This is a genomic window from Microbacterium sp. MRS-1, from assembly GCF_000585455.1.
Classification (GTDB): domain Bacteria; phylum Actinomycetota; class Actinomycetes; order Actinomycetales; family Microbacteriaceae; genus Microbacterium; species Microbacterium laevaniformans.
Genome location: NZ_JAUF01000057.1, coordinates 1 through 23,673, shown reverse-complemented (window position 1 = coordinate 23,673; position 23,673 = coordinate 1). Strand labels below are relative to the sequence as shown.

Sequence of the window (23,673 nt, the reverse complement as noted above, 5' to 3'; positions counted from 1 at the left end):
GGCACAATTCGATCAGGTGATTGCGGAGTTCACAATCGCACCGAACCCCTGCCGCACTTTCCTCCATACTCGCGGCATGGACCATCTCGACACGCTCGCCGTGCACGCCGGGCGCGCGGACTTCGCCTCCCTCGGCGTGCACACCCCGCCGCTCGATCTGTCGTCGACCTACCCGTTGCCCGACGTGGAGCGCGGCGGGGACTCGTACGAGGCGCTCGCGACCGGCGGAACGCCGATCCCCGGGGGCAGCCACGTGTACGCCCGCCTGTGGAACCCGACGGTGTCCCGCTTCGAGGAGGCCCTGGCCACGCTCGAAGCGGCAGAGGCCGCCGTGGCGTTCGCCTCCGGAATGGCGGCGCTGACGGCGGCGATCGTCTCGCACACGGTCTCGATCGGGCATCCGCACGTCGTGGCGGTCCGACCGCTCTACGGCGGCAGCGATCACATGCTGGCTAGCGGCCTGCTGGGTACGCAGGCGACCTTCTGCGGTCCGGACGAGGTCGGCGCAGCACTGCGCCCGGAGACCGGACTGGTCATCGTGGAGACGCCGGCGAACCCGACACTCGAACTCGTCGACATCGCCGCCGTCGTCGCGCAGGCGAACGACGTTCCGGTCCTCGTCGACAACACGTTCGCCACGCCGGTCCTCCAGCAACCGCTCGCCCACGGCGCGACGATGTCGCTGCACAGCGCGACGAAATACCTCGGCGGCCACGGCGACGTCGTCGGCGGCGTCATCGCTTGTGGCGCGGAATCCGCCGCTGCTCTTCGCCGCGTCCGGGCGATCACCGGCGGCATCCTTCACCCTCTCGGCGCGTATCTGCTGCATCGTGGCCTCCCGACCCTGCCCCTGCGGATGCGCGCGCAGCAGGAGACGGCCGCGAAGATCGCCCGGCGCCTGCTCGAGCACGATGCGATCGCGGAGGTGTTCTACCCGGGACTGCACGGCGACCCGACGGGGCTGCTCGCCCGCCAGCAGCACGGCACCGGCGCGATGGTGTCGCTCCGCCTGCGCGGAGGCTACGATGCCGCGGCGCGCGTCGCGGCATCCACGCGCCTGTTCACCCATGCCGTCTCGCTGGGCGGCGTGGACTCGCTGATCCAGCATCCGGCCGCCCTCACGCACCGCCCCGTCGCGCCCGAGGCCCGGCCCGACGCCGACATCCTGCGCCTGTCGATCGGTCTCGAACACGTCGACGATCTGTTCGACGACCTCAGGCAGGCTCTGGCGCTCACCCGCGACGGGAAGTCGACGGCGACCACGGTGCACTGACGCGCCGGAGGCGATCGGCGATACTCACTCCTGGGCGAGAGCAGCGATCGCTCGCTCTGCGACGTCCGGTGCGATCTGACCCGCGTTGACGTGCACGCGGATCAGGTTCGTCCCGTCGCTGGCGAGAACGTCATCGCCCATCGGGGATGCCGTGGCGAGGAACCAGAGGTCGCCGGCGGTCACGTGTCAGCGCGCGGCGGGACGGCGCACGCTGCGGGACAACGATCTGATCACGCCCATGCCGCCGACGGCATACGAGGCCGTCCACGAAGAGCGTGGCTCAGGCGGTGACGACCTGCGCCGTGCCGATCGGGGCGTCGGGGCCCATCTCGTCGGCGATGCGGTTGGCTTCTTCGATCAGAGTGGCGACGATCTCGGCCTCGGGAACGGTCTTGATCACCTCGCCCTTGACGAAGATCTGGCCCTTGCCGTTGCCCGAGGCGACGCCCAGATCGGCTTCCCGCGCCTCACCCGGTCCGTTGACGACGCATCCCATCACAGCGACGCGCAGGGGCACCGTCATGTCCTTGAGACCCTCGGTGACGTCGTTGGCGAGCGTGTACACGTCCACCTGCGCACGGCCGCACGACGGGCACGACACGATCTCGAGCTTGCGCTCGCGGAGGTTCAGCGACTGCAGGATCTGGTGGCCGACCTTGACCTCTTCCGCCGGCGGCGCCGACAGCGAGACGCGGATCGTGTCACCGATGCCCTCGCCCAGAAGGATGCCGAAGGCGGTGGCGCTCTTGATCGTGCCCTGGAACGCAGGACCTGCCTCGGTCACACCGAGGTGCAGGGGCCAGTCGCCCCGCTCGGCGAGCATGCGGTACGCCTTCACCATCACGACCGGGTCGTTGTGCTTCACCGAGATCTTGAAGTCGTGGAAGTCATGCTCTTCGAACAGCGACGCCTCCCAGACCGCACTCTCCACGAGCGCCTCCGGGGTCGCCTTGCCGTACTTCTCGAGCAGCCGCTTGTCGAGCGAGCCGGCGTTCACCCCGATGCGCAGCGACACACCGGCATCCTTCGCCGCCTTCGCGATGGCGCCGACCTGGTCGTCGAACTTGCGGATGTTGCCCGGGTTCACCCGCACCGCGCCGCACCCGGCGTCGATCGCCTGGAAGACGTACTTAGGCTGGAAGTGGATGTCCGCGATGACGGGGATCTGACTCTTCTTCGCGATGATGTGCAGCACATCGGCGTCGTCCTGGCTGGGCACGGCCACGCGCACGATCTCGCAGCCGGATGCCGTCAGCTCGGCGATCTGCTGGAGGGTCGCGTTGATGTTCGTCGTCGGCGTCGTGGTCATCGACTGCACGCTCACGGGGGCGTCGCCACCGACGAGCACCTTCCCGACCTTGATCTGACGGCTCTTGCGGCGGGGGGCGAGGACGTCCGGCACGCGCGGCATCCCGATGTTCACTGCTGGCACTGCACCAGACTACGCCGCGCACACTGCGCGGGGGCTGCGCGGTGATCGTCATCGCTCGTTCTGATATCGTGACCGCATGTTCGCGAACACCTCCTGGTGGCCCACCCGCTGAGGCGGTGTGCTCGCGACCCACGACACAGACCGCCCTCGAGGCGGTCTTTTCGTTCCCGGACGAACGCAGCCCGCCCGACCTGAAGAAAGGCCCGGCGATGACCCCGAGCCCCTCCCCGCTGGAGTCCGTGCTGCGCACGGGCCGTGCGTTCGCCCTGATCGCCCGGGAAGCCGACACCGTCGAGCTCCTGGTCGGCGAGGTGGTCGACGTCCCGCTGCTGGCCGACATCCCCCTGACCGACGCCGACGGGACCCCGCACGAGGTGCTCGCCCTCGTCCCCTACCGCCAGGTGGTCGAACGCGGCTTCTCGTGTCACGACGACGGCGCACCCCTGCGCTGTCTCCTGGTCGACGAGCACGTGACGCTCGAGCGGGCCGCGCTGCTGTCGACGCTGCCGTCCGAGACCGTGCCGCTGACCGACGCCGGGTTCGATGTCAGCGATGACGAGTATGCGACGATCGTCCGCCGCGTCATCACCGACGAGATCGGCCGGGGCGAAGGAGCGAACTTCGTCATCCGCCGCGACTTCACGGCATCCGTCGACACCGACGCGCTCACCGCGGGACTCACCTGGTTCCGCGCCCTGCTGGAGCACGAACGCGGCGCCTACTGGACGTTCCTGGTGTCCACGCCCGGACACCTCGCAGTCGGCGCAAGCCCGGAGGCCCACGTCAGCGCGCAGAGCGGCGATGTCACGACCCCGGGCACCAGCGTCGTCACGATGAACCCGATCTCGGGCACCTTCCGCCACCCCGCCGGAGGTGCCACGGCCGAGACGCTCACCGCGTTCCTGTCGTCGACGAAGGAGACCGAGGAGCTCTTCATGGTCGTCGACGAGGAGCTCAAGATGATGAGCGCCGTCTGCAGCGACGGCGGACGCATCACCGGCCCGCATCTCAAGGAGATGTCGCGGTTGACGCACACCGAGTACATGCTGCGTGGCACGAGCACGATGGACCCGCGGGACATCCTGCGCGAGACGATGTTCGCACCGACGGTCACCGGATCGCCCATGCAGAACGCGTGCACCGTCATCCAGCGGCACGAACGCGAGCCCCGCGGCTACTACTCCGGCGTCGCGGCACTGTTCACCCCCACCGCCGACGGTTGCCACGACCTGGATGCGCCCATCCTCATCCGCACCGCCTACCTGGTCGACGGCACCCTGCGCGTTCCCGTGGGCGCCACGCTCGTGCGCCACTCCGACCCCGAGGGCGAAGTCGGAGAGACCCACGGCAAAGCGGCCGGCGTGCTCGGGGCCATCGGCGCCGTGGCACGCGATGCGGCCCCCGACACGCTCCTCGACGAGGACGCCCCGGCATCGACCGCGCCCCGCCTGGCCGACGATCCGTCGATCGCCGCGCTGCTCGCGGCGCGCAACGAGCGGCTCGCCCCCTTCTGGCTGAACCCGCAGCAGACCGCTGCCGCGGGTCCCTACGTCGGCCGAACGGCGGTGGTGGTGGATGCCGAGGACCGTTTCACCACGATGCTCGCCCACCAGCTGCGTCACCTCGGCTTCGCCACCTCGATCGTGCCCTGGAGCCGTGCCGCGGCGGAAGCCGACGCTCTCGCGGCGGCCGACATCGTCGTCGCGGGACCCGGGCCGGGCGATCCGCGGGACGACGGCAGCGCCCGCATCCGCGCCATGCGCGACGTCGTCGCCGCCCGCCTCGACGGCGGTCGGCCCCTCCTGGCGGTCTGTCTGAGCCACCAGATCCTCGCCGACCGGCTCGGCCTGGACCTCGCTCCCCTGGCGACGCCCCATCAGGGCCTGCAGAAGACCGTGGACGTCTTCGGAGAACCATCGTCGATCGGGTTCTACAACACGTTCACGGCCCGCGTGAACCCGGGAACGGCCCGCCTCGGGCGCACGGAGATCTCGGCGGATGGGGGCTCCGGTGACGTCTACGCCCTGCGCGGACCGGGCTACGCCTCGGTGCAGGGGCACCTGGAGTCGATCCTCTCGCGCGACGGCCTCGCCACGCTCGAACGACTGGTGTCCTGGGCTCTCGACTGACTCAGCCGAAGATCTTGAGCGGATTCACGATGTCCGCCAGGATCAGGATGCCGCCCATCACGACGATCGCGACGACCACGACGAACGTCACCGGGACGAGCGTGGTCGCATCGACGGGGCGCGGCGGCGGGCGGCGCCACAGCCGGGCCCAGGCGCGCTTCACGCCCTCCCAGAGGGCGATCACCACGTGGCCACCGTCCAGCGGCAGCAGCGGGATGAGGTTGAAGACGAACAGTGCCAGGTTGAGCGAGCCCAACAGCCCCAGAATGGTGGCGACGCGGTTGAGCACCGGCGCATCGGTGGCCGCGGCCTCGCCGGCGAGCCGGCCGACGCCGACCACCGACAGCGGCCCGTTCGGATCGCGCGGAGCCCCGGTGATCATGTCGGACGCCGTCTGGTAGACGCGTGCCGGCAGTTGCCCCATGATGCCGACGACCTGACCGGCCTGCTGCACCGCTGCGGCGGGACCCGCCCACAGCGGCTGGTGCACATAGTCCGTCATCGCGGTCATTCCGACGAAGCCGACGTCGGCGGTGACGGTGGTGCCGTCGGGCCCCGCGATCTGACGTTGCGCGAGCAGCGGTGTGACCTGGAGGGTCTGCTCGACACCGTCGCGGCGGACGACGACGGCGATGGCGCGGTTGGGCGAGGCCTGGATGATCGCCGACGCCTCCTCGAACGTCTGCACCGACGTGCCGTCGACCGACACGATCACGTCACCGGTCTGGATGCCGGCCGCCGCGGCCGGTGAGACGGGATCGTCTGCCGCGCACGCGGTCTGGGTCGATCCTGCCGGCAGCACGCACTGGTTCACCGCGGCGATGGTGGTCGTCGCGGTCTGCACGCCGATGCCACTGAAGACGATCGCGAACAGGAGCATCGCCAGCAGAAGGTTCATGACCGGGCCACCGAGCATGATGACGATCCGCCGCCACACGGGGAGTGCGTAGAAGGTTCCGGTGCGGTCCACGCCGTCGAGGGTCTCCTCGTTGGCGGCCCGCGCATCCTGCACCATCGACGCGAAGAAGCCGGCGCGCGCCCGCGAGGCGGCCGTGGCCGCCACGGTCTGCGGGGCCGGCGGATACATACCCGCCATGGAGATGTAGCCGCCGAGCGGCAGGAGCTTCACGCCGTATTCCGTCTCACCGAACCGGCGAGACCACAGCGTGGGCCCGAGGCCCACCATGTAGCGGCCGACGCGCACGCCGAAGAGCTTGGCAGGCACGAGATGCCCGACCTCGTGCAGAGCGATGGATGCCGCGAGCCCCACGACCAGCAGCACGACGCCGACGATGAAGGCGATGAGGGTCACGAGCCAAGAGGCTACCGGTCGCCGCTTTGAGTTTGCTCAGCCCTCGCGCGGCACACCCCTTTCGGCGCCGGTAGGCTCGTGAGGTGCCCCAGCGATCGACGAGCCGCCGTGTGCGCGCCCTGCGCGGCACGACCGCAGCGGCGATCGCGACGACGATCGCCTCGACGGGGCACACGTTCGGCGGCGGACAGCCACCCCCGCTGTGGCTGATCCTGGCCGTCACCGTTCTCACGTCGCCCGTCGCCGTCGCTCTCGTCGGACGACGCCGGAGTCTCCCGCGGACGGCCGCGGCCATCGCGGCGGCGCAGATCGCACTGCACACGGTGTTCGCCGTGATCGGACCCGCCTCCCTCCCCGCCGCCGGCACCGGGCACGTGCACGGCGCACTCTCGGCCGGTGAGACCCTTGCCGGCCCCGGACACTCCGCCGCTCATCTCAGCGTCGGGATGCTCCTCGCCCACGCCCTGGCCGCGGTCGTCACCATCGCGCTCGTGGCCTACGGCGAGCGGCTTCTGGCGGTTCTGGCCCGCGGCATCCGACGCGTCCTGCACCGCGCCCACTCGCCGGCACCGCAGGCCTTCCCCTGGGTCGTCATCCCCTCTCCCGGCACGCGCGTCGCGCGTGCCGATGCCCACCTGTCCGTTCTCACTCGACGGGGTCCGCCGGCGTTCGCACGCTGAGCACCGCCGCATCCGCGGCACCCCGCGGCACCCCGCGGCACCCGTCATCGCGGCATCCGCCGCGCCACGAACGAACAGAAAGAGCACCCTGATGACTGTCACCCCTGCCTCCCGCCGCCGCGCACGCACGATCGCCGGCGTCCTCGCCGGCGCCGCCCTGGTGCTTGCGGCCCCCCTCGCCGCATCGGCTCACGTGCACGTCACGCCGGATGCGTCGGATGCCGGGTCGACCACACGCCTCGCGTTCTCGTTCAGCCACGGCTGCGAGGACTCGCCCACCACCGCGGTGAAGATCACCATCCCCCAGGGCATCGACGGCGTGAAGCCGGTGCTCGACGGCGCCTGGAAGATCTCCCGCGAGCTGAACACGGATGGCATCCCGTCCTCCGTCACGTTCACGGCGATCACGCCGGTCGACTCCGGCGTAGCGGCCTCGGTCGCGCTCGATGTGATCTTCTCGTCGAGCGCCGCGAACACCTCGGTGGCCTTCCCCGTCCTGCAGACGTGCGAAACCGGGTCGACCGACTGGTCGGAGGTCGCCGCCGAGGGGCAGAGCGAAGACGATCTGAAAGCGCCTGCCCCCGTCGTCGCGGTCGGTGCCGTGTCGACCGGCTCTGGCGACCACGGGCATGCGTCGACGACCGACGGCGATGCAGATGCGCACGCCGCCACGACCGCCGCGGCGGCGTCGGATGCCGACCCGGTCGCACGCTGGTTGAGCGGTGGCGCCCTCGCCGCCGCGATCGCAGCGCTCGTCGTCGCGCTGGTGCGTCGACGCCGCGCCTGACGGATACCCGGCTCGTCCTAGCCAGCGGCCCGGTCGCCGCCCGTGTGGCAACCGGGCCGCGTGCCGAAATGAACGAGGTAGCCTGGTCATGGCTCTCGCTCCGGAGTGACGCTGGCAACGGACGACCTGCGTCTCGGCGATCTGTTCGTCGCGCTCCCCGGCCGCAACCATCACGGTGCGCAGTTCGTGGGGGCTGACGTCGCGGCGGGGTCGGCAGCCGTCATCACCGACCGCGCGGGTGCGGAGCTGTCAGCCGACGCCGGCGTGCCGATCGCCGTGGTGGACGATCCGCGCGGCATCCTCGGCGAGATCTCGGCCTGGATCTACGGCACGGAGCAGAACGTGCCGATCATGCTCGGCGTCACGGGAACGAGCGGCAAGACGAGCGTCGCACATCTCCTCAAGGCGATTCTGGAGGCGCCCGAGTTCCACGCTCTGCTCGCGCACATGCGCGAGCGCGGAGTGGAGGCGGTGGCCGACGAAGTCAGCGCGCAGGCACTGGCACGTCACCGCGTCGACGGGATCGTCTTCGATGTCGCGGGCTTCACCAACCTCACGCACGACCATCTCGACGACTTCGGCGACATGGGCACCTACCTCCGCGCGAAGCTGCCGCTGTTCACCCCCGAACGCAGTCGTCGGGCGGTGGTGAGCCTCGACTCCGAATACGGCGTCGAGGTCGTCGCGGCAGCGAGGGTTCCCACCACGACGATCATCACCCCGGCCCTGGCCGTGGAGCCGGTCGCGGCGGATTGGACCGTGGACATCGTCGCCGAGCGACAACACGGCACCACTTTCGCTCTTCACGGCCCCGATGGGTAGTCGCTGACGACCACTGTTCCGGTGATCGGCCCGCACATGGCCTCCAACGCGGCGCTCGCCATCGTGATGCTCCGAGAGGCGGGCTACGCGTGGGAGCGGCTGGCCGCGGCCCTCGACGGCCGCCGGATCGAGGCGGCTGTCCCGGGGCGGACACAGCGCGTGTCCGGAGAGAGCGGCCCGGCGGTCTACGTCGACTTCGGCCACTCCCCCGACGCGTTCGAGAAGACACTCGCCGCCGTGCGGCGCATCACCCCGGGACGCGTTCTGATGCTGTTCGGCGCCGACGGCGACCGCGACACGACCAAGAGATTCGATATGGGACGCACTGCCGCGCTCGGCAGCGACATCCTCATCATCACCGATCACCATCCGCGACACGAGAACCCCGACGACATCCGCGCCGAACTGCTCACCGGCGCTCGCGCCGCCGTGTCGGCCACCGAGATCCTCGAGATCTCGCCGCCGGAACGGGCGATCGTCGAGGCGAACTCGCGCGTCGGCGACGGCGACGCGATTCTCTGGGCGGGCCCCGGCCACCAGGACTATCGCGACATCCGAGGCGTTCGTGTGCCGTACTCGGCGCGAGAGCTCGCACGCCGAGCCCTCGCCGCAGCCGGATGGGCCCCGCCGGCACCGTCGTGGGTGGTGCCCTACCCGCGGGATTCCACGCCGGACTCCGATCCGACGCGCCCCGCCTGAGACCAGCGACACCCGCGACCCCGCGACGCCCCTTGTGGACTGACCACAAGGGGCGTCCGTCTTTCCGGAGAGTCGATTGTCGGCGGCATCCATGCTCTCTTTGTGGTCTGACCACAAGCGCTACGCTGATCTCAACGACTCGCCCACGGATGGGTGGACGGGCCGCTCCCACGAGGATTTGAGGAAGCGAATCATGACCACCGTCACCCCCTCCGCACAGGACACGCAGCCCGTCGCCTGGAACGGCTTCACCGCCGGCCCGTGGCAGGACGCGATCGATGTGCGCGACTTCATTCAGCGCAACTACACGCCGTACCTCGGCGACGCCTCGTTCCTGACCGGCGCCACGGCCCGCACCACGCGCATCTGGAGCACGCTGTCGGCGATGTTCCCGGTCGAGCGCGAGAAGGGCATCTACGACGTCGACGCGCACACGCCCGCCGGCATCACCGCCCACGGCCCCGGGTACATCGCGAAGGACGACGAGCTCATCGTCGGCCTGCAGACCGACGCGCCGCTGAAGCGCGCGATCATGCCCAACGGCGGCTGGCGCATGGTCGAGGGCGCGCTCGAGACCTACGGCTACGAGGTCGACCAGACCCTCAAGGAGATCTTCACGAGCTACCGCAAGACGCACAACGAGGCCGTCTTCGACGTGTACTCGCCGAACGTCCGCGCCGCGCGCAGCTCGCACGTCATCACCGGACTCCCGGACGCCTACGGCCGCGGCCGCATCATCGGCGACTACCGCCGCGTCGCGCTGTACGGCATCGACCAGCTGATCGCCGCCAAGAAGGTCGACAAGCTCGGTCTGGACACCACGCCGTTCTCGGAAGAGGTCGTCCGCATGCGCGAGGAGCACGCGGAACAGATCCGCGCGCTCGGCGAACTGAAGCAAATGGCAGCGGCGTACGGCTTCGACATCTCCGGGCCGGCGACCACCGCGCGGGAAGCGGTGCAGTGGCTGTACTTCGGCTACCTCGCCGCCGTGAAGGAGCAGAACGGCGCCGCGATGTCGCTCGGACGCACCTCGACGTTCCTCGACGTCTTCATCGAGCGCGACCTGCAGGCGGGCCTGATCACCGAGACCGAGGCGCAGGAGATCATCGACGACTTCGTCATCAAGCTGCGCATCGTCCGCTTCCTGCGCACCCCCGAGTACGACAGCCTGTTCTCCGGCGACCCGACCTGGGTCACCGAGACGATCGGCGGCATGGGCGAGGACGGTCGCCCCCTCGTGACGAAGAACTCGTTCCGCTTCCTGCAGACCCTCTACAACCTGGGTCCGGCGCCCGAGCCCAACATGACCGTGTTCTGGAGCCCCGAGCTGCCGCAGGGGTTCAAGGACTACTGCGCACGGGTGTCCATCGACACGTCGGCGGTGCAGTACGAGTCGGACGAGATCATCCGCCCCGCCTGGGGCGATGACGCCGCGATCGCCTGCTGCGTGAGCCCCATGCGCGTCGGCAAGCAGATGCAGTTCTTCGGTGCGCGCGTGAACCTCGCCAAGACGCTGCTCTACGCGATCAACGGAGGCCGCGACGAGGTCACCGGCAAGCAGGTCTCGCCGGTGACGGCACCCGTCGGCGACGGCCCGCTCGACTTCGACGACGTCATGGAGCGCTTCGACAAGACGATGGACTGGCTGGCCGAGACCTACGTCGAGGCCCTCAACTGCATCCACTGGTCGCACGACAAGTACGCGTACGAGCGCATCGAGATGGCCCTGCACGACAAGGACGTGCTGCGCACGATGGCCTGCGGAATCGCGGGACTGTCCGTCGCGGCGGACTCGCTGTCGGCCATCAAGTACGCCACCGTCACCCCCGTGCGCGACGAACGCGGCATCGTGGTGGACTACCTCACCGAGGGCGAGTTCCCGAGCTACGGCAACGACGACGACCGCGCCGACCAGATCGCTGTCGGCCTGGTGGAGAGCTTCATGTCGAAGATCCGCCGTCACCCGATGTACCGGGGCGCCCTGCCCACGCAGTCGGTGCTCACGATCACCTCGAACGTCGTCTACGGCAAGGCGACGGGCAACACACCCGACGGTCGCCGCGCCGGCGAGCCGTTCGCCCCGGGTGCCAACCCCATGAACGGTCGTGACACGCACGGCATGCTCGCCTCGGCGCTGTCGGTCGCCAAGATCCCCTACGCCCAATCGCAGGACGGCATCTCGCTGACCAACACCGTCGTCCCCAGCGGCCTCGGGCGCACCGTCGGGGAGCAGGTGCGCAACCTCGCCGGTCTGCTCGACGCCTACGTGGGCTCACACGGCTATCACATGAACGTCAACGTGCTGAACCGCGAGACGCTCGAAGATGCCATGGAGCACCCGGAGAACTACCCGCAGCTGACCATCCGGGTCTCCGGCTACGCCGTGAACTTCGTCCGCCTCACGCGCGAGCAGCAGCTCGACGTGCTGTCGCGTACGTTCCACGGCTCCATGTGATCCGGATCCTCCGGCAGACGAACCGACACGCAGAGAGAAGCTGAGGACAATGGCCAAGGCGATGCTCCGTCGCCACCCGTGCAACGCGGTGCCGTCCACCCTTCCCGCACTTCCCGATGACGCGGTGCGCCTGGAGGTCCCCCTCCAGGCGCCCGCCCACCGGCGCGCGGGCGCCGGCCTCGACGGGCTCGCGGTCTCGGATGTCGATCGTCATGAGCGCCTCACCGCGATGCGCGAGGGCCGGCTCGGCTCCGTGCACTCGTGGGAGCTCGTCACCGCCGTGGACGGGCCGGGAACGCGGCTGACCACGTTCCTCAGCGGATGCCCGCTGCAGTGCCTCTACTGCCACAACCCCGACACCCTCGCGATGAAGGACGGTCAGCCCGTCACGAGCGATGAGCTGCTCACCCGCATCGCGCGCTACACCGCGGTTTTCCAGGCGACCGGGGGCGGCATCACCCTCTCCGGCGGCGAGGTGCTCATGCAGCCCGCCTTCGCAGCACGGATCCTGCGCGGCGCGAAGGAGCTCGGCATCCACACCGCCATCGACACGTCCGGCTACCTCGGCGCCGCGGCATCCGACGCCCTGCTCGACGACGTCGACCTCGTCCTGCTGGACGTAAAGAGCGGCAATCCCGAGACCTACCGCGAGGTGACGGGGCGCGAGCTCGAACCCACGCTGGCGTTCGGTCGCCGTCTGGCCGCTCGGCCCGAGGGGCCCGAGGTGTGGATCCGCTTCGTCCTCGTTCCGGGCCTGACCGACGACGTCGACAACGTCGAGGCGGTCGCTGCGTACGCCACGTCACTCAATGAGATCCGCCCCGAGACGGTCACCCGCGTCGAGGTGCTGCCGTTCCACCAGATGGGCCGAGACAAGTGGGACGCGCTCGGGCGCGACTACCGTCTGGCCGAGACCGAACCCCCCTCCGTCGACCTCGTCGACCGGGTCCGCGAGCAGTTCCGCGCTCACGGCCTGCTCACGTACTGACCTTTTCACCCTACCCCCGGCCGCCGCTTCCCCCGCGGCCGCTCGCCCGGATCGTCCCCCGATCGGGCGCTGACCGGACCGCCCTCCCCATCCTCTGCGGGCGGTCCGGTCCTCTCCGTCGCGCGCGCGGGCGCCTCGCCTCAGCCGGCGGCAATAGCCTCGTCGGCGGCGGCGCGGGCCCAGCCCTCCGCGTCGACCAGCGCCCCGCGTGAGAGCACGGGCGGCGCGTCGTGCGCATCGACGATGCGCTGGACCGTGTCCAGGATGCCGGGAAAGCTCAGGCGTCCCGCGTGGAACGCATCGACCGCCTGTTCGTTGGCCGCATTGAACACGGCGGGGTAGGTCGCGCCGGCGCGCCCCACCTGCTTGGCGAGGGCGACCGCCGGAAAGGCCCCCTCGTCGAGAGGCTCGAAGCTCCACGAGGCCGCCCGGGTCCAATCCAGCGGCACCCCGACGCCGCCCACACGGTGGGGCCAGTCGAGGCCCAACGAGATCGGCAGCCGCATGTCGGGCGGCGATGCCTGCGCGATGGTCGATCCGTCGATGAACTCGACCATCGAGTGCACGATCGACTGGGGATGAACGACGACGTCGATGCGGTCGTAATCGACGCCGAACAGCAGGTGGGCTTCGATCACCTCGAGCCCCTTGTTGACCAAGGTCGCCGAGTTGGTGGTGACCACCCGACCCATATCCCAGGTCGGGTGCGCCAGCGCCTGGGCCGGAGTCACGCCCTCGAGTTCGCCGCGGGAGCGACCGCGGAAGGGGCCGCCCGAGGCGGTCAGCACGAGCCTGCGCACCTCGTCGCTCGTGCCGGCGCGCAGGGCCTGCGCGATCGCGGAGTGCTCCGAGTCGACCGGGACGATCTGTCCCGGGGCCGCGATGGCGGTGACCAGATCGCCGCCGACGATGAGCGACTCCTTGTTGGCCAGCGCGAGCGTGCGTCCGGCTTCGAGCGCGGCCAGTGTCGGGCCGAGGCCTACCGATCCGGTGATGCCGTTGAGTACGACGTCGGCATCCACATCCCGCACGAGCTGTTCGGCCTCGTCGGCGCCGAGCGCCGTGTGCTCGACCTGGAACTCGGCCGCCTGCGCGGCGACGCCCGCCGCGTCACTTCCGGCGGCGAGTCCCACCACCTCGAACTGGTCGCGACGGGCGCGGATCACATCCAGAGCCTGGGTGCCGATGGAACCGGTCGAACCGAGGATCAGGATGCGCCGCATGCGGCCAGCCTACCGGCGGGCACTTACTGGGCCGCGGAGGTCTGGGCGCCCAGGATGTCGACGACGAACACCAGGGTCTCGCCCTTGAGGTCGTTCGTGTTGATCTCGCCCTCGCCGTAGCCGTCCGCCGGGGGCATCGTCACGAGCACCTGCGAGCCGACGGTCTGGCCTTCCAGGGCCTTGCGGAAGCCGGGAACGACACCGGTGGTGGTGAAGCTCGTCGGCACGCCGCCCTTGTCCCACGTCGAGTCGAAGGTCTTGCCGTCCGACCAGCGCACGCCGGTGTACTGCACCAGCACCTGGTCGCCGCTCTGGACTGCGGCCCCGTCGCCCTTCTTCAGGGTGGCGATCTGCGTCTCGGTGGGCGGGTTGCCGCCCGGCAGCGTGATCGTGGGCGCTCCGTTGTCGGCCAGCGACACCGTCGGCATCCCCGCCACGGGTGCCTGCTCGGCGCCCCATGCGGCGCTCGGGACGATGCCGAGCAGGTCGACGACGTAGACCTGCGCCGCACCCTGCTCGCTCGCCGGGAACGTCGCGACGACGCGCTCGCCCGGCGCACCGCAGCCGAGAACCTGGCCGAGAGGGCTGGATGCCGAGATCTGCGCGGGAAGCAGCTGCCCGGGCTTGTAGCCGATGTCGCCGAGCTTCTGACCGGTCTCGGCGTCGTAGGCCGTCATGGCGTAGGAGATGAACTGCCCCGCCGTCACGGGCGTACCCGACCCCTTGTCGATGGTCTTGGCCTGCAGGGTGTCGATCTGGATCGGCGCCGTGAACGACAGCGTGGGAGCCACTCCCGCATCCCCGCTGACCGTCACCGCGTCGGCGGCGGCACCCGAGGAGACCTGCGCGTCACAGAGGTCCGCAGCCGGCGCGGCGGTCGGGCTCCCCGACGCGGTGGCGCCGGTGGACCCGGAGCAGCCCGCAAGCAGGATGACGGACACGGCGGCGACGGAAACAGCGACGAGCGGGCGCAGGCGCACGATAGGACCTCACAGATGAAAGACGGATTGGCTCCATCCTCCCCTACTTTGTTCTGCGTGCGCTGGGAGCGCGCCCGTGGCGCCATGCTCAACGCGGCATGCGATCGGGAGTACCCTCGACTGGTGACATCCGCAGAGCCCGCCCCCGACGCCGCCGGCGAGCTGCAGCCCCCGGACGGCGCCCATGACGTCACCGGAATCGGCCCCACCTACGTCATCGGCCGGTGGGTCGTGGCCCCGCTCGCGCGGCTGCTGTACCGGCCGCGCATCGAGGGGCGCAAGAACTTCCCCCGCAAGGGTGCGGTGATCCTCGCCAGCAATCATCTGTCGTTCATCGACTCCTTCGTCATTCCGATGGCCGCTCCTCGCCCGGTGCGCTTCCTCGCCAAGTCGAGCTACTTCGACGGTCCGGGGCTGAAGGGATGGTTCTCGCGGCAGTTCTTCTACGCCGTCGGCGCATTCCCCGTTCAGCGCGGGGCGGGCCAGGCGGCCCTCGATGCTCTCGAGCAGCAGCGACGGATGCTCGACGCGGGGTGGTCGACCGCGCTCTATCCGGAGGGGACGCGCTCCCTCGACGGGCGTCTGTACAAAGGCCGCACCGGTGTCGCGTTCCTCGCGCTGCAGACCGGCGCACCCGTAATTCCCGTGGGGTTGGTCGGAACCAACGAGATCATGCCCGTCGGAGCGAAGTTTCCCCGCCTGCGCCCGCGGGTGACGGTGCGCTTCGGCGAACCCCTCGACCTCTCTCATCACGGCTCCGCCGACTCCGGGCGCGCCCGCCGTCAGGCGACCGACGAGATCATGGCCGCGATCCACGCGCTCTCCGGCCAGGAGCTGGCAAACGCCTACAACGAGGCTCCAGCGTCCAATCCCGTCGAACGCCTCAAGCAGGTCCTTCCGCACGAACGCCGCTGACTGCGGCATCCGGGGCCACCGTGACGACGGCGTCGTGACGAACCGGGAAGTTGACCGAGTTCGCGATGAAGCACCACTCGTGCGCCTGCGCGTGTGCGGCCTCAGCCGCGGCGACCATGGACGCTGCGGCGACCTCGACCCGCGGTCGCAGCACCACCTCGGCGAACGCGCCGCCACCTCGACCGTCCTCGATCATCCGTCCCGTCGCGTCGTCCGTGTAGGACACGACGACGACACCCGCCTGCACACACGCGTGGAGGTAGGACAGCAGATGACACTCCGACAGCGCGGCCAACAGCATGTCCTCCGGGTTCCACTTCGAGGGATCACCGCGGAACGGCCGATCGCTCGAGGCATCCAGTGCGGGCTTGCCGTCGACGGCCAGCGTGACCGAACGGTCGTAATCGCGATAGCCGCTCGTTCCGGTGCCGCGGTTGCCTGTCCAGCGGGCGTGGAGTGCGTAGCGGTGTTCGCCGATCATCTCGCCAGTCTGTCATCCGTATCGCGGTAGGCGGCCGCGAGCTCCGCCAGATGCGCGTGCTCCTCGGTCATGCCGGGGTTCGCGACACGCGGATCGTCGGAGCGGCCGCGGTTGATCATGTCGTCGAGGTAGCGCCGGTCGGCGTCGAGTCGGACCAGCGCGTCCGCGCCCACCGTCCCGTGACCGGGCACGATGACGGCGGCGCGGGACGCGAGAGGCGCGAGGCGGTCCAGGGAGTCCAGGTACGCCGGCAGGTCGTCGGGGAAGAACGGCAGGGGCAGTTCGATGTCGCTGAGCATGTCGCCGGCGATCAGCACCCGCCGCTCCGGCAGCCAGAGGGCCGTGTGCCCCGGCGCATGCCCGTCATGGAAGACCGGTTCGATCTGCACACCGGCCGGCGCACTGTCGGAGGGGAAGCTGTCGCCGATCCCGTCGACCCGCCCCATGAGCTCGACGAGCCACGGCGGTGCGTCCTCGCTCAGCGCTGCGACCAGGTCCGCGCGCTCCGAGACGGCGAGCGCAGCCGTGGCGCGGGAGGCCCACCGCGGGACGTCCCCGAACGCGGGATGCCACAGCAGATGGTCGTGATGGGCGTGGGTCGCAAACCCCGCGCGCACGTGCAGGTTGCGCACGCGCAGCGTGGCAGCCAGAGCGTCGAGTTCGTCGGCGTCCCACGCGGGATCCACGAGCAGTGCTTCTTCGCCACCGACGATGACGGTGCTCGTGGTGGCCATGCGCCGGCTCGTCGTGACCCAGATGCCGTCGGCGACCTCGTCCAGCTGGCGCATGCCCATCTCCTCGGTGGTCCCAGCCGACCCGTCGCGCGGTGCGCGGCGAAGTAGGCTCTTCTGCGTGTCAGATCCTCTCACCGTGTCCCGTCCCTCCGCACCGTCCGGCACCATCGCGGTCGCCGATGCGGTGGAACTCGCCGTCGTCGAGCGCAGTGGCTTCGTCGAGTCGCGACACGCGGGAGCGGCGATCGTGCTGGACCCCGAGGGTGTGATCCAGCTGAGCCTCGGCGACGTCGACACGCCGATCCTGCCGCGCTCGAGCATGAAGCCGTTGCAGGCGCTCGGCTGCCTGACCGCCGGTGTCACGCTGGAAGGCGAGCAGCTGGCCCTGTCCACCGCCAGCCACAGTGGCACCGACCGACACACCCGCGTCGTCCGCGAGATCCTCACGACCGCCGGTCTCGGCGAGGACCACCTGCAGTGCCCGCCGGCGTGGCCCGGTGACACCGCCACGCGCGACGAGCTCGTACGCGAGCTCGGACAGCCGGCGCGCGTCCGCATGAACTGCTCCGGCAAGCACGCGACCATGCTGCTGGCCTGCACCGCGAACGGGTGGGACACCGACAGCTATCTCGATCCGCAGCATCCGCTGCAGGTGCATATCCGTGAGGTCATCGAACGCCTCACGGGGACGAAGATCTCCACGACCGCCATCGACGGCTGCGGGGCCCCGGTGTACGCCATGAGCCTGACCGCCCTCGCTCGCGCCGCGCACCGGATCGGCACCGCCTCGGAGCGCTCCCCCTTCGCCCTCCACCGCCTCGCCGGAGCGCTGGTGCGCGCGGTCCGCGAGAACCCGTGGGCGATCGACGGACCGGGGCGGCCGGACACCATCGCGATCGAGCGGCTCGGCGTGTTCGCCAAGGGAGGCGCCGAGGGAATCATGATCATGACGGCACCCAACGGCACCACGGTCGCACTCAAGACGCTGGACGGCAGCGGCCGGGTGGCGACGGCTGTCGCGATCCGTCTGCTGGAGCGCGTGGGCGCTCTGTCGTCGGCGGACGTCGCCGCGACGCTCGACCAGCTGCCGCTGGAGATCACCGGCGGAGGCCGCGAGGTGGGACGCATCCGCCCCACCGTCTGACCCGGCGCGTTACGGCGTTCCGATGTTGTCGCGGCCCGTCGTCTCCTCCTCCTCGGCTGGTCACGACCAGGGCAGCAGCACGCGCTGTGCGGCACCGCCCGGCACGAGGCGCCAGGCACGGTCGGCACGTGCAGCGGCGTAGACGGGAAGATCTCGTCGCCCGGTGAGCGCGCGATATTCTGCGCTGCACTCGGCGGAGACGACGAACTCGTGACGTGTGCGAAGTTCGCCCAACAGCTTCCACTGGGCGAGCCACTCCTCGGGCGTGCCGACCACGAGAGCCCGCGAAGATGCCCCGCCGCGCGACGCCGCCTCATCGACGCTGATGATCGGAGCATCTCCTGCCGCACTCGCGCGATGCAGGCCGTCACGGGCGAAACCGTGAGCGACCACGAGACCGGCCGTGTCGGCCTCACCGGGAGTCCACGTGGGCGGTGGGGAGCCGACCACCGTTGGTGTCGTGGGTGCGTCGTCACGGATGAACTGCACCAGCACGCGTCCCCAGCGGCCCCGCCCGGGCGGCTGGTCACGGACATGGTCGGATCCGTCGCCTCCGGCCGCCACGTGGTCGGCGCGTGTCGCCAGCGGCAAGATGGCGCGGTGCGGGATCAGCTCCAGCAGACGGGCGAGCGACCCCGCACATCTCGCCGCGGAGAGCACGACGAGGCCTCCGCTCTGTCCGGCGTCCCGCACGAGCCGCTCGATGCGCACCATCATCTCCGCCGCGTACTCCGCGGGATAGCGGGTCAGCAGCGCATCGACGTCGTCGACCACCACACCCGTCCCGTCGCGCCGGCCGACGGCGGCGGCGCCCACGGCATCCCATGCCGCCTCGGGGTCTTCGGACACCCACGTCGGGGGCTGCGGCAGCTGACGGGCGATCGCGCGCAGCAACGAGGAGCGTCCGCTTCCCGGTGCTCCGATCACCGCCAGCGCCGTCGCCGCCAGGGGCAGCAGCACCGGTGCCTGCCGCTGATGCTCCGGTTCGTCCGAAAGCCCCAGCGCGATACGACCGGTCACCGCAACCCGATCCAGGCCCACCACGGGAGGAAGCGGGGGCAGCCACGGCGCCGTCGCGCGGTCATTTCCCGCCGCATCGCTGATCGCCGCGAGCGCGACCGGGGAGCATCGCGCCATCCGCACGCGCTGTGGATCGACGTCAGCCGCACGCCGCAGGAGCGCCGTCCCCCGGGCCTCGGCGCGCCCAGGCAGCCGCACGGCGTCGTCGACCCCGATCACGGCCCGCGAGTCTGCGGCGTCGAGGGTGCGCAGTGCGATCCGCAGCGGCGCATTGGCCAGCAGCCCATCGCGGAACGCTCCGGCTGCGCGCTGGGATGCCAGGATCGCGTGGATGCCGAGTGCCCGGCCACGCGCCGCCACATCCGAGAACAGTTCGTGCATCTCGGGGTGCGCGGCCACCAGCGCGGCGAACTCGTCGACGATCACGACGAGCCGTGGCAGCGCTCCCGCGGCCTCCTCCACATCACGAGCACCGTGCTCGGCGAGAACGCGTTCTCGACGTCGGATCTCGGCTCGCAGGCTCTCCACCGCACGCACCGCCGCGCGGTCATCCAGGTCGGTCACGATCCCGGCGACGTGCGGGAGCGCCGCGAGGGCGTCGAAGGACCGGCCGCCCTTGAAGTCGATGAGGAGCAGGCAGACCTCACCGATGTGTCGTCCGCGACACAGGCCGGCCGCCCAGGTGACGAGCAGCTCGCTCTTGCCGGAGCCGGTCGTACCCACCACGACCGCGTGCGGCCCGTCGGCCACGAGGTCGACCGTGACGACCTCTCCCGCGCTCACGCCGATGGCGGCGGTCAGTCCCGCGCCGGAGCAATCGTCGACGAGCTCCTCGAATGCGACGGGAGCATCACCGCGGTGACCCAGCTCGCGAGCTCGCTCCGAGAGCATGGCCGCCACTTCGGACGCCTGCGCCGCCGACAACGCCTCGATGCGCACCGAACGTGTCGATCCCTCGTGGTCAAGGACCGCCTCATCACCACCGTGGAGAGTCAGGACGGCGCGACAGCGCGTCGGCGGCGGGGCGTCGTCGGCCAGGACGACGATCGGGATATCGGCATCCGAGGCGAGGCGGGCCGCGCCGTCGGCGAGCACCAGCGCATCCCCGGCACTCGCGAAAGCATGCGGCAGAGGCGACACGTCGCCCAGGATCTCCCCCACGGCCTCGGGGTCGGCGATCCGGACCCGACCGGGAGCACGCACGAGGCAGATCTGCATCACGAGTGCCCGGACCACCGCCGTGGCCTGTGCCGCGGGGCCGCGCACGGCGAGTCCCGCATGCAGAGGCACGGTCACGGGCGCGTCCTCCAGGCGCCGGGCTCGCCGTCGCAACGCGCGCGCGGCGTCGTCGGCGGGCTCGCCCTCCATCCGCAGAGTGCTCACCCCCTCCCCGCGACCGACCACCAGTGCCTCATCACGTCCGGGCACCGAGCGCCACACCTCTGCCTCGTCGGCGCACAGCGTCGCCACGTCGGGGGTACGCCGCCACGCACGGCGACGCTCCGCCTCGTGCCGCCGAGCGACCGCCTCCTCCAGGTGCGCCAGCGCACGGAGGTCCTCACGCCCGGCACGCCGTCGGGCACGCCGGGCCGTCCGCAGCCCGTCGACGAACGAGGCCCCCGCGACGAGCGGTCCGAGCGCGGCGAACCAGAGGGAGTGAACCGACCCCGTGATGCGCCAGAGCACCAGCGCACCGACGACGGGAACGATGGCGGTCAGGATCGGCAGCGGTGCCCGCGCCGGCGGCGTCGGGGCGGGCGGCAGGCGGAGCGGCTCGTCGTCGAGATCGTCGACATCGGTCATGCCTGCAGTCAAGCGGGGCGGCGCCCCGGTGCGACGCGCACCGGGGCGACCGGTGCACGACGGACGTCAGTCCACCGTTGGGGAGGAGCCGGTGCGGTGCACGTTCAGCACGATGATCGTGATGTTGTCGCGACCGCCGTTCTCCAACGCGGCGTCGAGCATGGCCGCCGCCGCGGCGGCCGGATCGTCGTGCTGCAGGAGGAAGTGCAGGATGCCGTAATCCGTCAGCTCTTTCGTGAGGCCATCGCTGCAGATCACGAAGCGATCGCCGTCGACGACCTCGAGTCGCACGTAGTCGGGCGCGACACCGTCGGAGGGACCGACGGCGCGTGTGATCACGTTTCCGTACGGGTGGTTCTCGGCCTCTTCAGGGCTGAGGCGTCCCGCAGCGATGAGCTCCTGGACGACGGAATGATCGGTGGTGACCTGGGCAAGGCCACCGTCGCGGAAGAGGTAGACCCGCGAATCGCCGATGTTGAGAGTCACCCACGTGGGTTCGGCGGTAGACGTGTCGAGGTAGACCCCGGTCACCGTCGTCCCGGTGCCGTCATCGGTGGCTTCGGGGTGCGAAGCGATGTCCCCGACCGCCTTGGAGAGCGCCTTCTCGATGTTCTTGGGGCTGACCTCGCCCTTGCCGACCATCGACTCCAGGCGTGCGATCGTGCTGCGGCTGGCGATCTCACCACCGATGTGGCCGCCCATCCCGTCGGCGACCACGAACAGCGGGTAGCGTGCGAGGACGGCGTCCTGGTTGACCTCACGCCGACGGCCCGTGTGGGTCAGCTCCGCCCACTGCAGTTCGATCGCACCATCCGCGAGCGGGAGGGTGCGCGAGTGAGTCGCGGCTTCGGGCACAGTCCCACTCTAGTGGACGGGGCGGGTCTGCACCCCGCCGACAGGCGGCGCAGCCGGGGCAGAGTCCGCCGCGGCACCGGCGGACGCCTCGAAGGAGCAGGTCGAGCATCAGGCCACCGGACCGCCACGCGCGCCCGCCCGGGTGCGCTGTCAGTGCACCCGGGCGGGCGAGGACGGTCGATGCCGCTCAGGAGCGCGGCGGCTCCGGAGCGCTGGGCGGCTCCGTGGTCGGCGACTCAGGGGCCGCCGGCGGCTCGGTGGCCGCGGGCGGCGCGGGCGGCTGGTATCCGGCCGGAGGCGCCGGAGGCTGGTAGCCCGCCGGAGGCGCCGGAGGCTGGTAGCCCGCCGGAGGCGTGTAGCCTCCGGGCGCTGCCGACGTCTGGACGGGAACGCCCTGCCAGACGGTGCGATCGGCGAGGAAGCCGTTCGCCGCCCACGGCGCGGGCGGCACGTTCGTGTTCCAGCGCGACTTGTCGAAGGCGAGGATGCCGAGCCAGACCAGGCCGAGCAGCACATAGAGGATGACCCAGGGGGTCTCCTTCTGCAGCTTCAGGCCCACTCGCCACGCGGCCAGTGCACCCACAGCGACCGGGAGCAGCGCGATGATCCACCCGAGAACCGGGACCTGGTTCAACACACCGGACACCAGGATGGCGCCCAGCATGACCCACGGGCTGACGTCGCCGAGCTTGGCGAACACCATGAAGTTGTAGATCGGCACCCAGGCGCGCCACTTGCCCTGGACTCCCGCCTTGTCGAAGATCTTCATCAGGAAGAACGCACTGATCACGTAGCCGATCACCGCGAAGATGAAGATGAAGAACGCAAACACGATCAGGGCAGCTGCGGCGGCCGCAGCGCTCCCGCCCGAGTAATCATCCATGAGTACCTCCCCCGGCGATTCTCGCCGTCGAGCGCGACCACCGTGGCCGGCTCCGGCTCACATCGTATTGGTAGTGGAGCCACGGGCGCGAGGGATCCCGCGGAGCGTTTCGTCGCATCGCGCGTCGGCCGGAGCGCTACCCTGGGGCCACCCCCGCCCGCGCCGGAAGGATCCGCCGATGACCGAGCCCACACTGCCGCCGTTGCCGGAACGTCCCGCAGAGGAGGTGTCGCGCGACACGGCATCCGCGCCCGGCATCGCCGGCGTCGACGACACCGGGGTTCCACGGCTGGTCGGCGACCTCGACGACATCGGTCGCGGCTTCCTCTCCGCCCTGTTCGACCTGTCGTTCACGCGGTTCATCACTCGCAGATTGGCAAGCGTCTTCTATCTCGTGGGCCTCGTCGCGATCGGCATCGCCTTCATCGCGACGTTCCTGTGGGGCCTCATCTCCGGCATCGGTTCGCTGTGGTGGAACGTGGGCGGTGGCATCGCGCTCATCCTGTCGACGTTGATCGTCGTTCCCGTCGTCGCGTTCCTCGCCGTCGTCGTGCTGCGCTTCATCATCGAGTCCGGGGTCGCCCTCGTAGCCATTGCCGAGAACACAGAACGAACCGCCGCCCACACCGCGCGCGACTGATCACACGACGAGATCGATCTCCCCCGGCGCACCGTCCTGCAGCGTCACGCCCGCCGTCTCGGCCCACGCCAGGAGCGCCTCGCGCGTCGCGATGCGCGGGCGGGTTTCCGCGAGCCTTCTGACCAAAGTCCCCTTGCCGTGCTTGTTGAAGTGGTTGAGTGCGCGTGTCGCGCCGTCCTCGCCGATCGTCACCACGCGCACGTAGGCGGACGCCACTTCCGACGGAACGGGGCCAAGGGCTACGTACGCCTCGGAGCGCAGATCCAGGACGAACGACGGCGCGGCCGTGCGCAGAGCCTCGGTGACCTCACCCGCCCAGTGACGCCTCAGGGGCGGGATGCCGGGAAGCGCCGTTCCGGCGGCGAGCCGATAGGTCGGGATGGCGTCGAGAGCGCCGACCGGCCCGAAGGGCGCGGAG

22 protein-coding genes are annotated in these 23,673 nt (G+C 70.4%); 11 read left to right on the top strand and 11 right to left on the bottom strand.

Annotated features, from left to right (window positions below):
• Nucleotides 1–76: 76 nt before the first annotated feature.
• On the top strand, nt 77–1,273 hold the full coding sequence (locus AS96_RS10400; RefSeq protein ID WP_036289407.1) for a trans-sulfuration enzyme family protein: 1,197 nt from the start codon (nt 77–79) through the stop codon (nt 1,271–1,273).
• A 24-nt stretch (nt 1,274–1,297) separates the two neighbouring features.
• Here AS96_RS10400 and AS96_RS15490 read toward each other — a convergent pair whose 3' ends face one another.
• Together AS96_RS15490 and ispG are read right to left on the bottom strand one after the other, a co-directional pair.
• The gene (locus AS96_RS15490) at nt 1,298–1,456 is read right to left on the bottom strand and encodes a hypothetical protein (protein WP_197017292.1); all 159 of its coding nucleotides are present in this window, start codon (nt 1,454–1,456) and stop codon (nt 1,298–1,300) included.
• Nucleotides 1,457–1,553: 97 nt separating this feature from the next.
• Nucleotides 1,554–2,684, bottom strand: a complete 1,131-nt coding sequence (ispG, locus tag AS96_RS10395) for a flavodoxin-dependent (E)-4-hydroxy-3-methylbut-2-enyl-diphosphate synthase (RefSeq protein ID WP_036289440.1) — start codon at nt 2,682–2,684, stop codon at nt 1,554–1,556.
• A 230-nt stretch (nt 2,685–2,914) separates the two neighbouring features.
• Here ispG and AS96_RS10390 point away from each other — a divergent pair, with 230 nt between their 5' ends.
• Nucleotides 2,915–4,834, top strand: coding sequence for an anthranilate synthase family protein (locus AS96_RS10390; RefSeq protein ID WP_051498845.1), 1,920 nt, complete (start codon nt 2,915–2,917; stop codon nt 4,832–4,834).
• Between the two features lies 1 nt (nt 4,835).
• Here the strand turns inward: AS96_RS10390 and AS96_RS10385 are convergent, their stop codons facing one another.
• Nucleotides 4,836–6,146: a M50 family metallopeptidase gene (locus AS96_RS10385; protein WP_036289405.1), complete on the bottom strand. Its 1,311-nt coding sequence runs from the start codon at nt 6,144–6,146 to the stop codon at nt 4,836–4,838.
• 83 nt (nt 6,147–6,229) lie between these two features.
• Here AS96_RS10385 and AS96_RS10380 point away from each other — a divergent pair, with 83 nt between their 5' ends.
• From AS96_RS10380 to pflA, 6 genes are all read left to right on the top strand, one after another.
• Nucleotides 6,230–6,826 carry a hypothetical protein gene (locus tag AS96_RS10380; RefSeq protein ID WP_231477227.1) on the top strand — a complete coding sequence of 199 codons (597 nt, stop codon included), beginning with the start codon at nt 6,230–6,232 and terminating at the stop codon, nt 6,824–6,826.
• 91 nt (nt 6,827–6,917) lie between these two features.
• The gene (locus AS96_RS10375) at nt 6,918–7,613 is read left to right on the top strand and encodes a DUF1775 domain-containing protein (RefSeq protein WP_036289403.1); all 696 of its coding nucleotides are present in this window, start codon (nt 6,918–6,920) and stop codon (nt 7,611–7,613) included.
• Nucleotides 7,614–7,718: 105 nt separating this feature from the next.
• Nucleotides 7,719–8,435 carry a Mur ligase family protein gene (locus AS96_RS15735; RefSeq protein WP_051498844.1) on the top strand — a complete coding sequence of 239 codons (717 nt, stop codon included), beginning with the start codon at nt 7,719–7,721 and terminating at the stop codon, nt 8,433–8,435.
• A gap of 21 nt (nt 8,436–8,456) precedes the next feature.
• Nucleotides 8,457–9,134, top strand: a complete 678-nt coding sequence (locus AS96_RS15730) for a glutamate ligase domain-containing protein (protein WP_051498843.1) — start codon at nt 8,457–8,459, stop codon at nt 9,132–9,134.
• A gap of 193 nt (nt 9,135–9,327) precedes the next feature.
• A complete protein-coding gene (gene pflB / locus AS96_RS10365; RefSeq protein ID WP_036289401.1) occupies nt 9,328–11,589 on the top strand; it encodes a formate C-acetyltransferase in 2,262 nt (753 codons plus the stop codon).
• A 49-nt stretch (nt 11,590–11,638) separates the two neighbouring features.
• Nucleotides 11,639–12,577 carry a pyruvate formate-lyase-activating protein gene (gene pflA, locus AS96_RS10360; RefSeq protein ID WP_036289399.1) on the top strand — a complete coding sequence of 313 codons (939 nt, stop codon included), beginning with the start codon at nt 11,639–11,641 and terminating at the stop codon, nt 12,575–12,577.
• Nucleotides 12,578–12,717: 140 nt separating this feature from the next.
• Here the strand turns inward: pflA and AS96_RS10355 are convergent, their stop codons facing one another.
• Both AS96_RS10355 and AS96_RS10350 read right to left on the bottom strand, forming a co-directional pair.
• Nucleotides 12,718–13,800, bottom strand: coding sequence for a 1-deoxy-D-xylulose-5-phosphate reductoisomerase (locus tag AS96_RS10355; protein ID WP_036289397.1), 1,083 nt, complete (start codon nt 13,798–13,800; stop codon nt 12,718–12,720).
• Between the two features lie 23 nt (nt 13,801–13,823).
• Nucleotides 13,824–14,780, bottom strand: coding sequence for an FKBP-type peptidyl-prolyl cis-trans isomerase (locus AS96_RS10350; protein ID WP_036289395.1), 957 nt, complete (start codon nt 14,778–14,780; stop codon nt 13,824–13,826).
• Nucleotides 14,781–14,864: 84 nt separating this feature from the next.
• Between AS96_RS10350 and AS96_RS10345 the strand changes: the two genes are divergently transcribed.
• On the top strand, nt 14,865–15,695 hold the full coding sequence (locus AS96_RS10345; protein WP_005048664.1) for a lysophospholipid acyltransferase family protein: 831 nt from the start codon (nt 14,865–14,867) through the stop codon (nt 15,693–15,695).
• On the opposite strand, the gene AS96_RS10340 is transcribed toward AS96_RS10345, so the two are convergent.
• A complete protein-coding gene (locus tag AS96_RS10340) occupies nt 15,664–16,176 on the bottom strand; it encodes an OsmC family protein (protein ID WP_036289393.1) in 513 nt (170 codons plus the stop codon). The genes AS96_RS10345 and AS96_RS10340 overlap by 32 nt on opposite strands.
• The gene (locus AS96_RS10335; protein WP_036289391.1) at nt 16,173–16,964 is read right to left on the bottom strand and encodes an MBL fold metallo-hydrolase; all 792 of its coding nucleotides are present in this window, start codon (nt 16,962–16,964) and stop codon (nt 16,173–16,175) included. Before AS96_RS10335 ends, AS96_RS10340 begins: the two co-directional genes overlap by 4 nt.
• A 64-nt stretch (nt 16,965–17,028) precedes the next feature.
• On the opposite strand from AS96_RS10335, the gene AS96_RS10330 reads away from it, so the two are divergent.
• The gene (locus AS96_RS10330; RefSeq protein ID WP_036289389.1) at nt 17,029–18,054 is read left to right on the top strand and encodes an asparaginase; all 1,026 of its coding nucleotides are present in this window, start codon (nt 17,029–17,031) and stop codon (nt 18,052–18,054) included.
• Between the two features lie 60 nt (nt 18,055–18,114).
• Here AS96_RS10330 and AS96_RS10325 read toward each other — a convergent pair whose 3' ends face one another.
• The 3 genes from AS96_RS10325 to AS96_RS10315 all read right to left on the bottom strand — a co-directional run bounded on the left by AS96_RS10325 (nt 18,115) and on the right by AS96_RS10315 (nt 22,615).
• The gene (locus tag AS96_RS10325) at nt 18,115–20,877 is read right to left on the bottom strand and encodes an FtsK/SpoIIIE domain-containing protein (RefSeq protein WP_036289387.1); all 2,763 of its coding nucleotides are present in this window, start codon (nt 20,875–20,877) and stop codon (nt 18,115–18,117) included.
• 66 nt (nt 20,878–20,943) lie between these two features.
• Nucleotides 20,944–21,732 carry a PP2C family protein-serine/threonine phosphatase gene (locus AS96_RS10320; RefSeq protein WP_036289385.1) on the bottom strand — a complete coding sequence of 263 codons (789 nt, stop codon included), beginning with the start codon at nt 21,730–21,732 and terminating at the stop codon, nt 20,944–20,946.
• A gap of 187 nt (nt 21,733–21,919) precedes the next feature.
• Nucleotides 21,920–22,615 (bottom strand): Large exoprotein, encoded by a 696-nt coding sequence (locus tag AS96_RS10315; RefSeq protein WP_036289383.1) that lies wholly within the window; start codon nt 22,613–22,615, stop codon nt 21,920–21,922.
• Nucleotides 22,616–22,793: 178 nt separating this feature from the next.
• Here AS96_RS10315 and AS96_RS10310 point away from each other — a divergent pair, with 178 nt between their 5' ends.
• Nucleotides 22,794–23,255, top strand: a complete 462-nt coding sequence (locus AS96_RS10310) for a DUF4282 domain-containing protein (protein WP_036289381.1) — start codon at nt 22,794–22,796, stop codon at nt 23,253–23,255.
• On the opposite strand, the gene yaaA is transcribed toward AS96_RS10310, so the two are convergent.
• Nucleotides 23,256–23,673 (bottom strand): peroxide stress protein YaaA (gene yaaA, locus AS96_RS10305; RefSeq protein WP_036289379.1); only part of this gene is annotated, 418 nt, incomplete at its 5' end.

Excerpts from the sequence above, each read along its gene's own strand:
- AS96_RS10400 (WP_036289407.1), top strand. The coding sequence starts at position 77 with ATGGACCATCTCGACACGCTCGCCGTGCACGCCGGGCGCGCGGACTTC.
- ispG (WP_036289440.1), bottom strand. The coding sequence starts at position 2,684 with ATGCCGCGCGTGCCGGACGTCCTCGCCCCCCGCCGCAAGAGCCGTCAG.
- AS96_RS10390 (WP_051498845.1), top strand. The coding sequence starts at position 2,915 with ATGACCCCGAGCCCCTCCCCGCTGGAGTCCGTGCTGCGCACGGGCCGT.
- AS96_RS10375 (WP_036289403.1), top strand. The coding sequence starts at position 6,918 with ATGACTGTCACCCCTGCCTCCCGCCGCCGCGCACGCACGATCGCCGGC.
- pflB (WP_036289401.1), top strand. The coding sequence starts at position 9,328 with ATGACCACCGTCACCCCCTCCGCACAGGACACGCAGCCCGTCGCCTGG.
- pflA (WP_036289399.1), top strand. The coding sequence starts at position 11,639 with ATGGCCAAGGCGATGCTCCGTCGCCACCCGTGCAACGCGGTGCCGTCC.
- AS96_RS10355 (WP_036289397.1), bottom strand. The coding sequence starts at position 13,800 with ATGCGGCGCATCCTGATCCTCGGTTCGACCGGTTCCATCGGCACCCAG.
- AS96_RS10345 (WP_005048664.1), top strand. The coding sequence starts at position 14,865 with ATGCTCAACGCGGCATGCGATCGGGAGTACCCTCGACTGGTGACATCC.
- AS96_RS10340 (WP_036289393.1), bottom strand. The coding sequence starts at position 16,176 with ATGATCGGCGAACACCGCTACGCACTCCACGCCCGCTGGACAGGCAAC.
- AS96_RS10335 (WP_036289391.1), bottom strand. The coding sequence starts at position 16,964 with ATGCGCCAGCTGGACGAGGTCGCCGACGGCATCTGGGTCACGACGAGC.
- AS96_RS10325 (WP_036289387.1), bottom strand. The coding sequence starts at position 20,877 with ATGACCGATGTCGACGATCTCGACGACGAGCCGCTCCGCCTGCCGCCC.
- AS96_RS10315 (WP_036289383.1), bottom strand. The coding sequence starts at position 22,615 with ATGGATGATTACTCGGGCGGGAGCGCTGCGGCCGCCGCAGCTGCCCTG.
- AS96_RS10310 (WP_036289381.1), top strand. The coding sequence starts at position 22,794 with ATGACCGAGCCCACACTGCCGCCGTTGCCGGAACGTCCCGCAGAGGAG.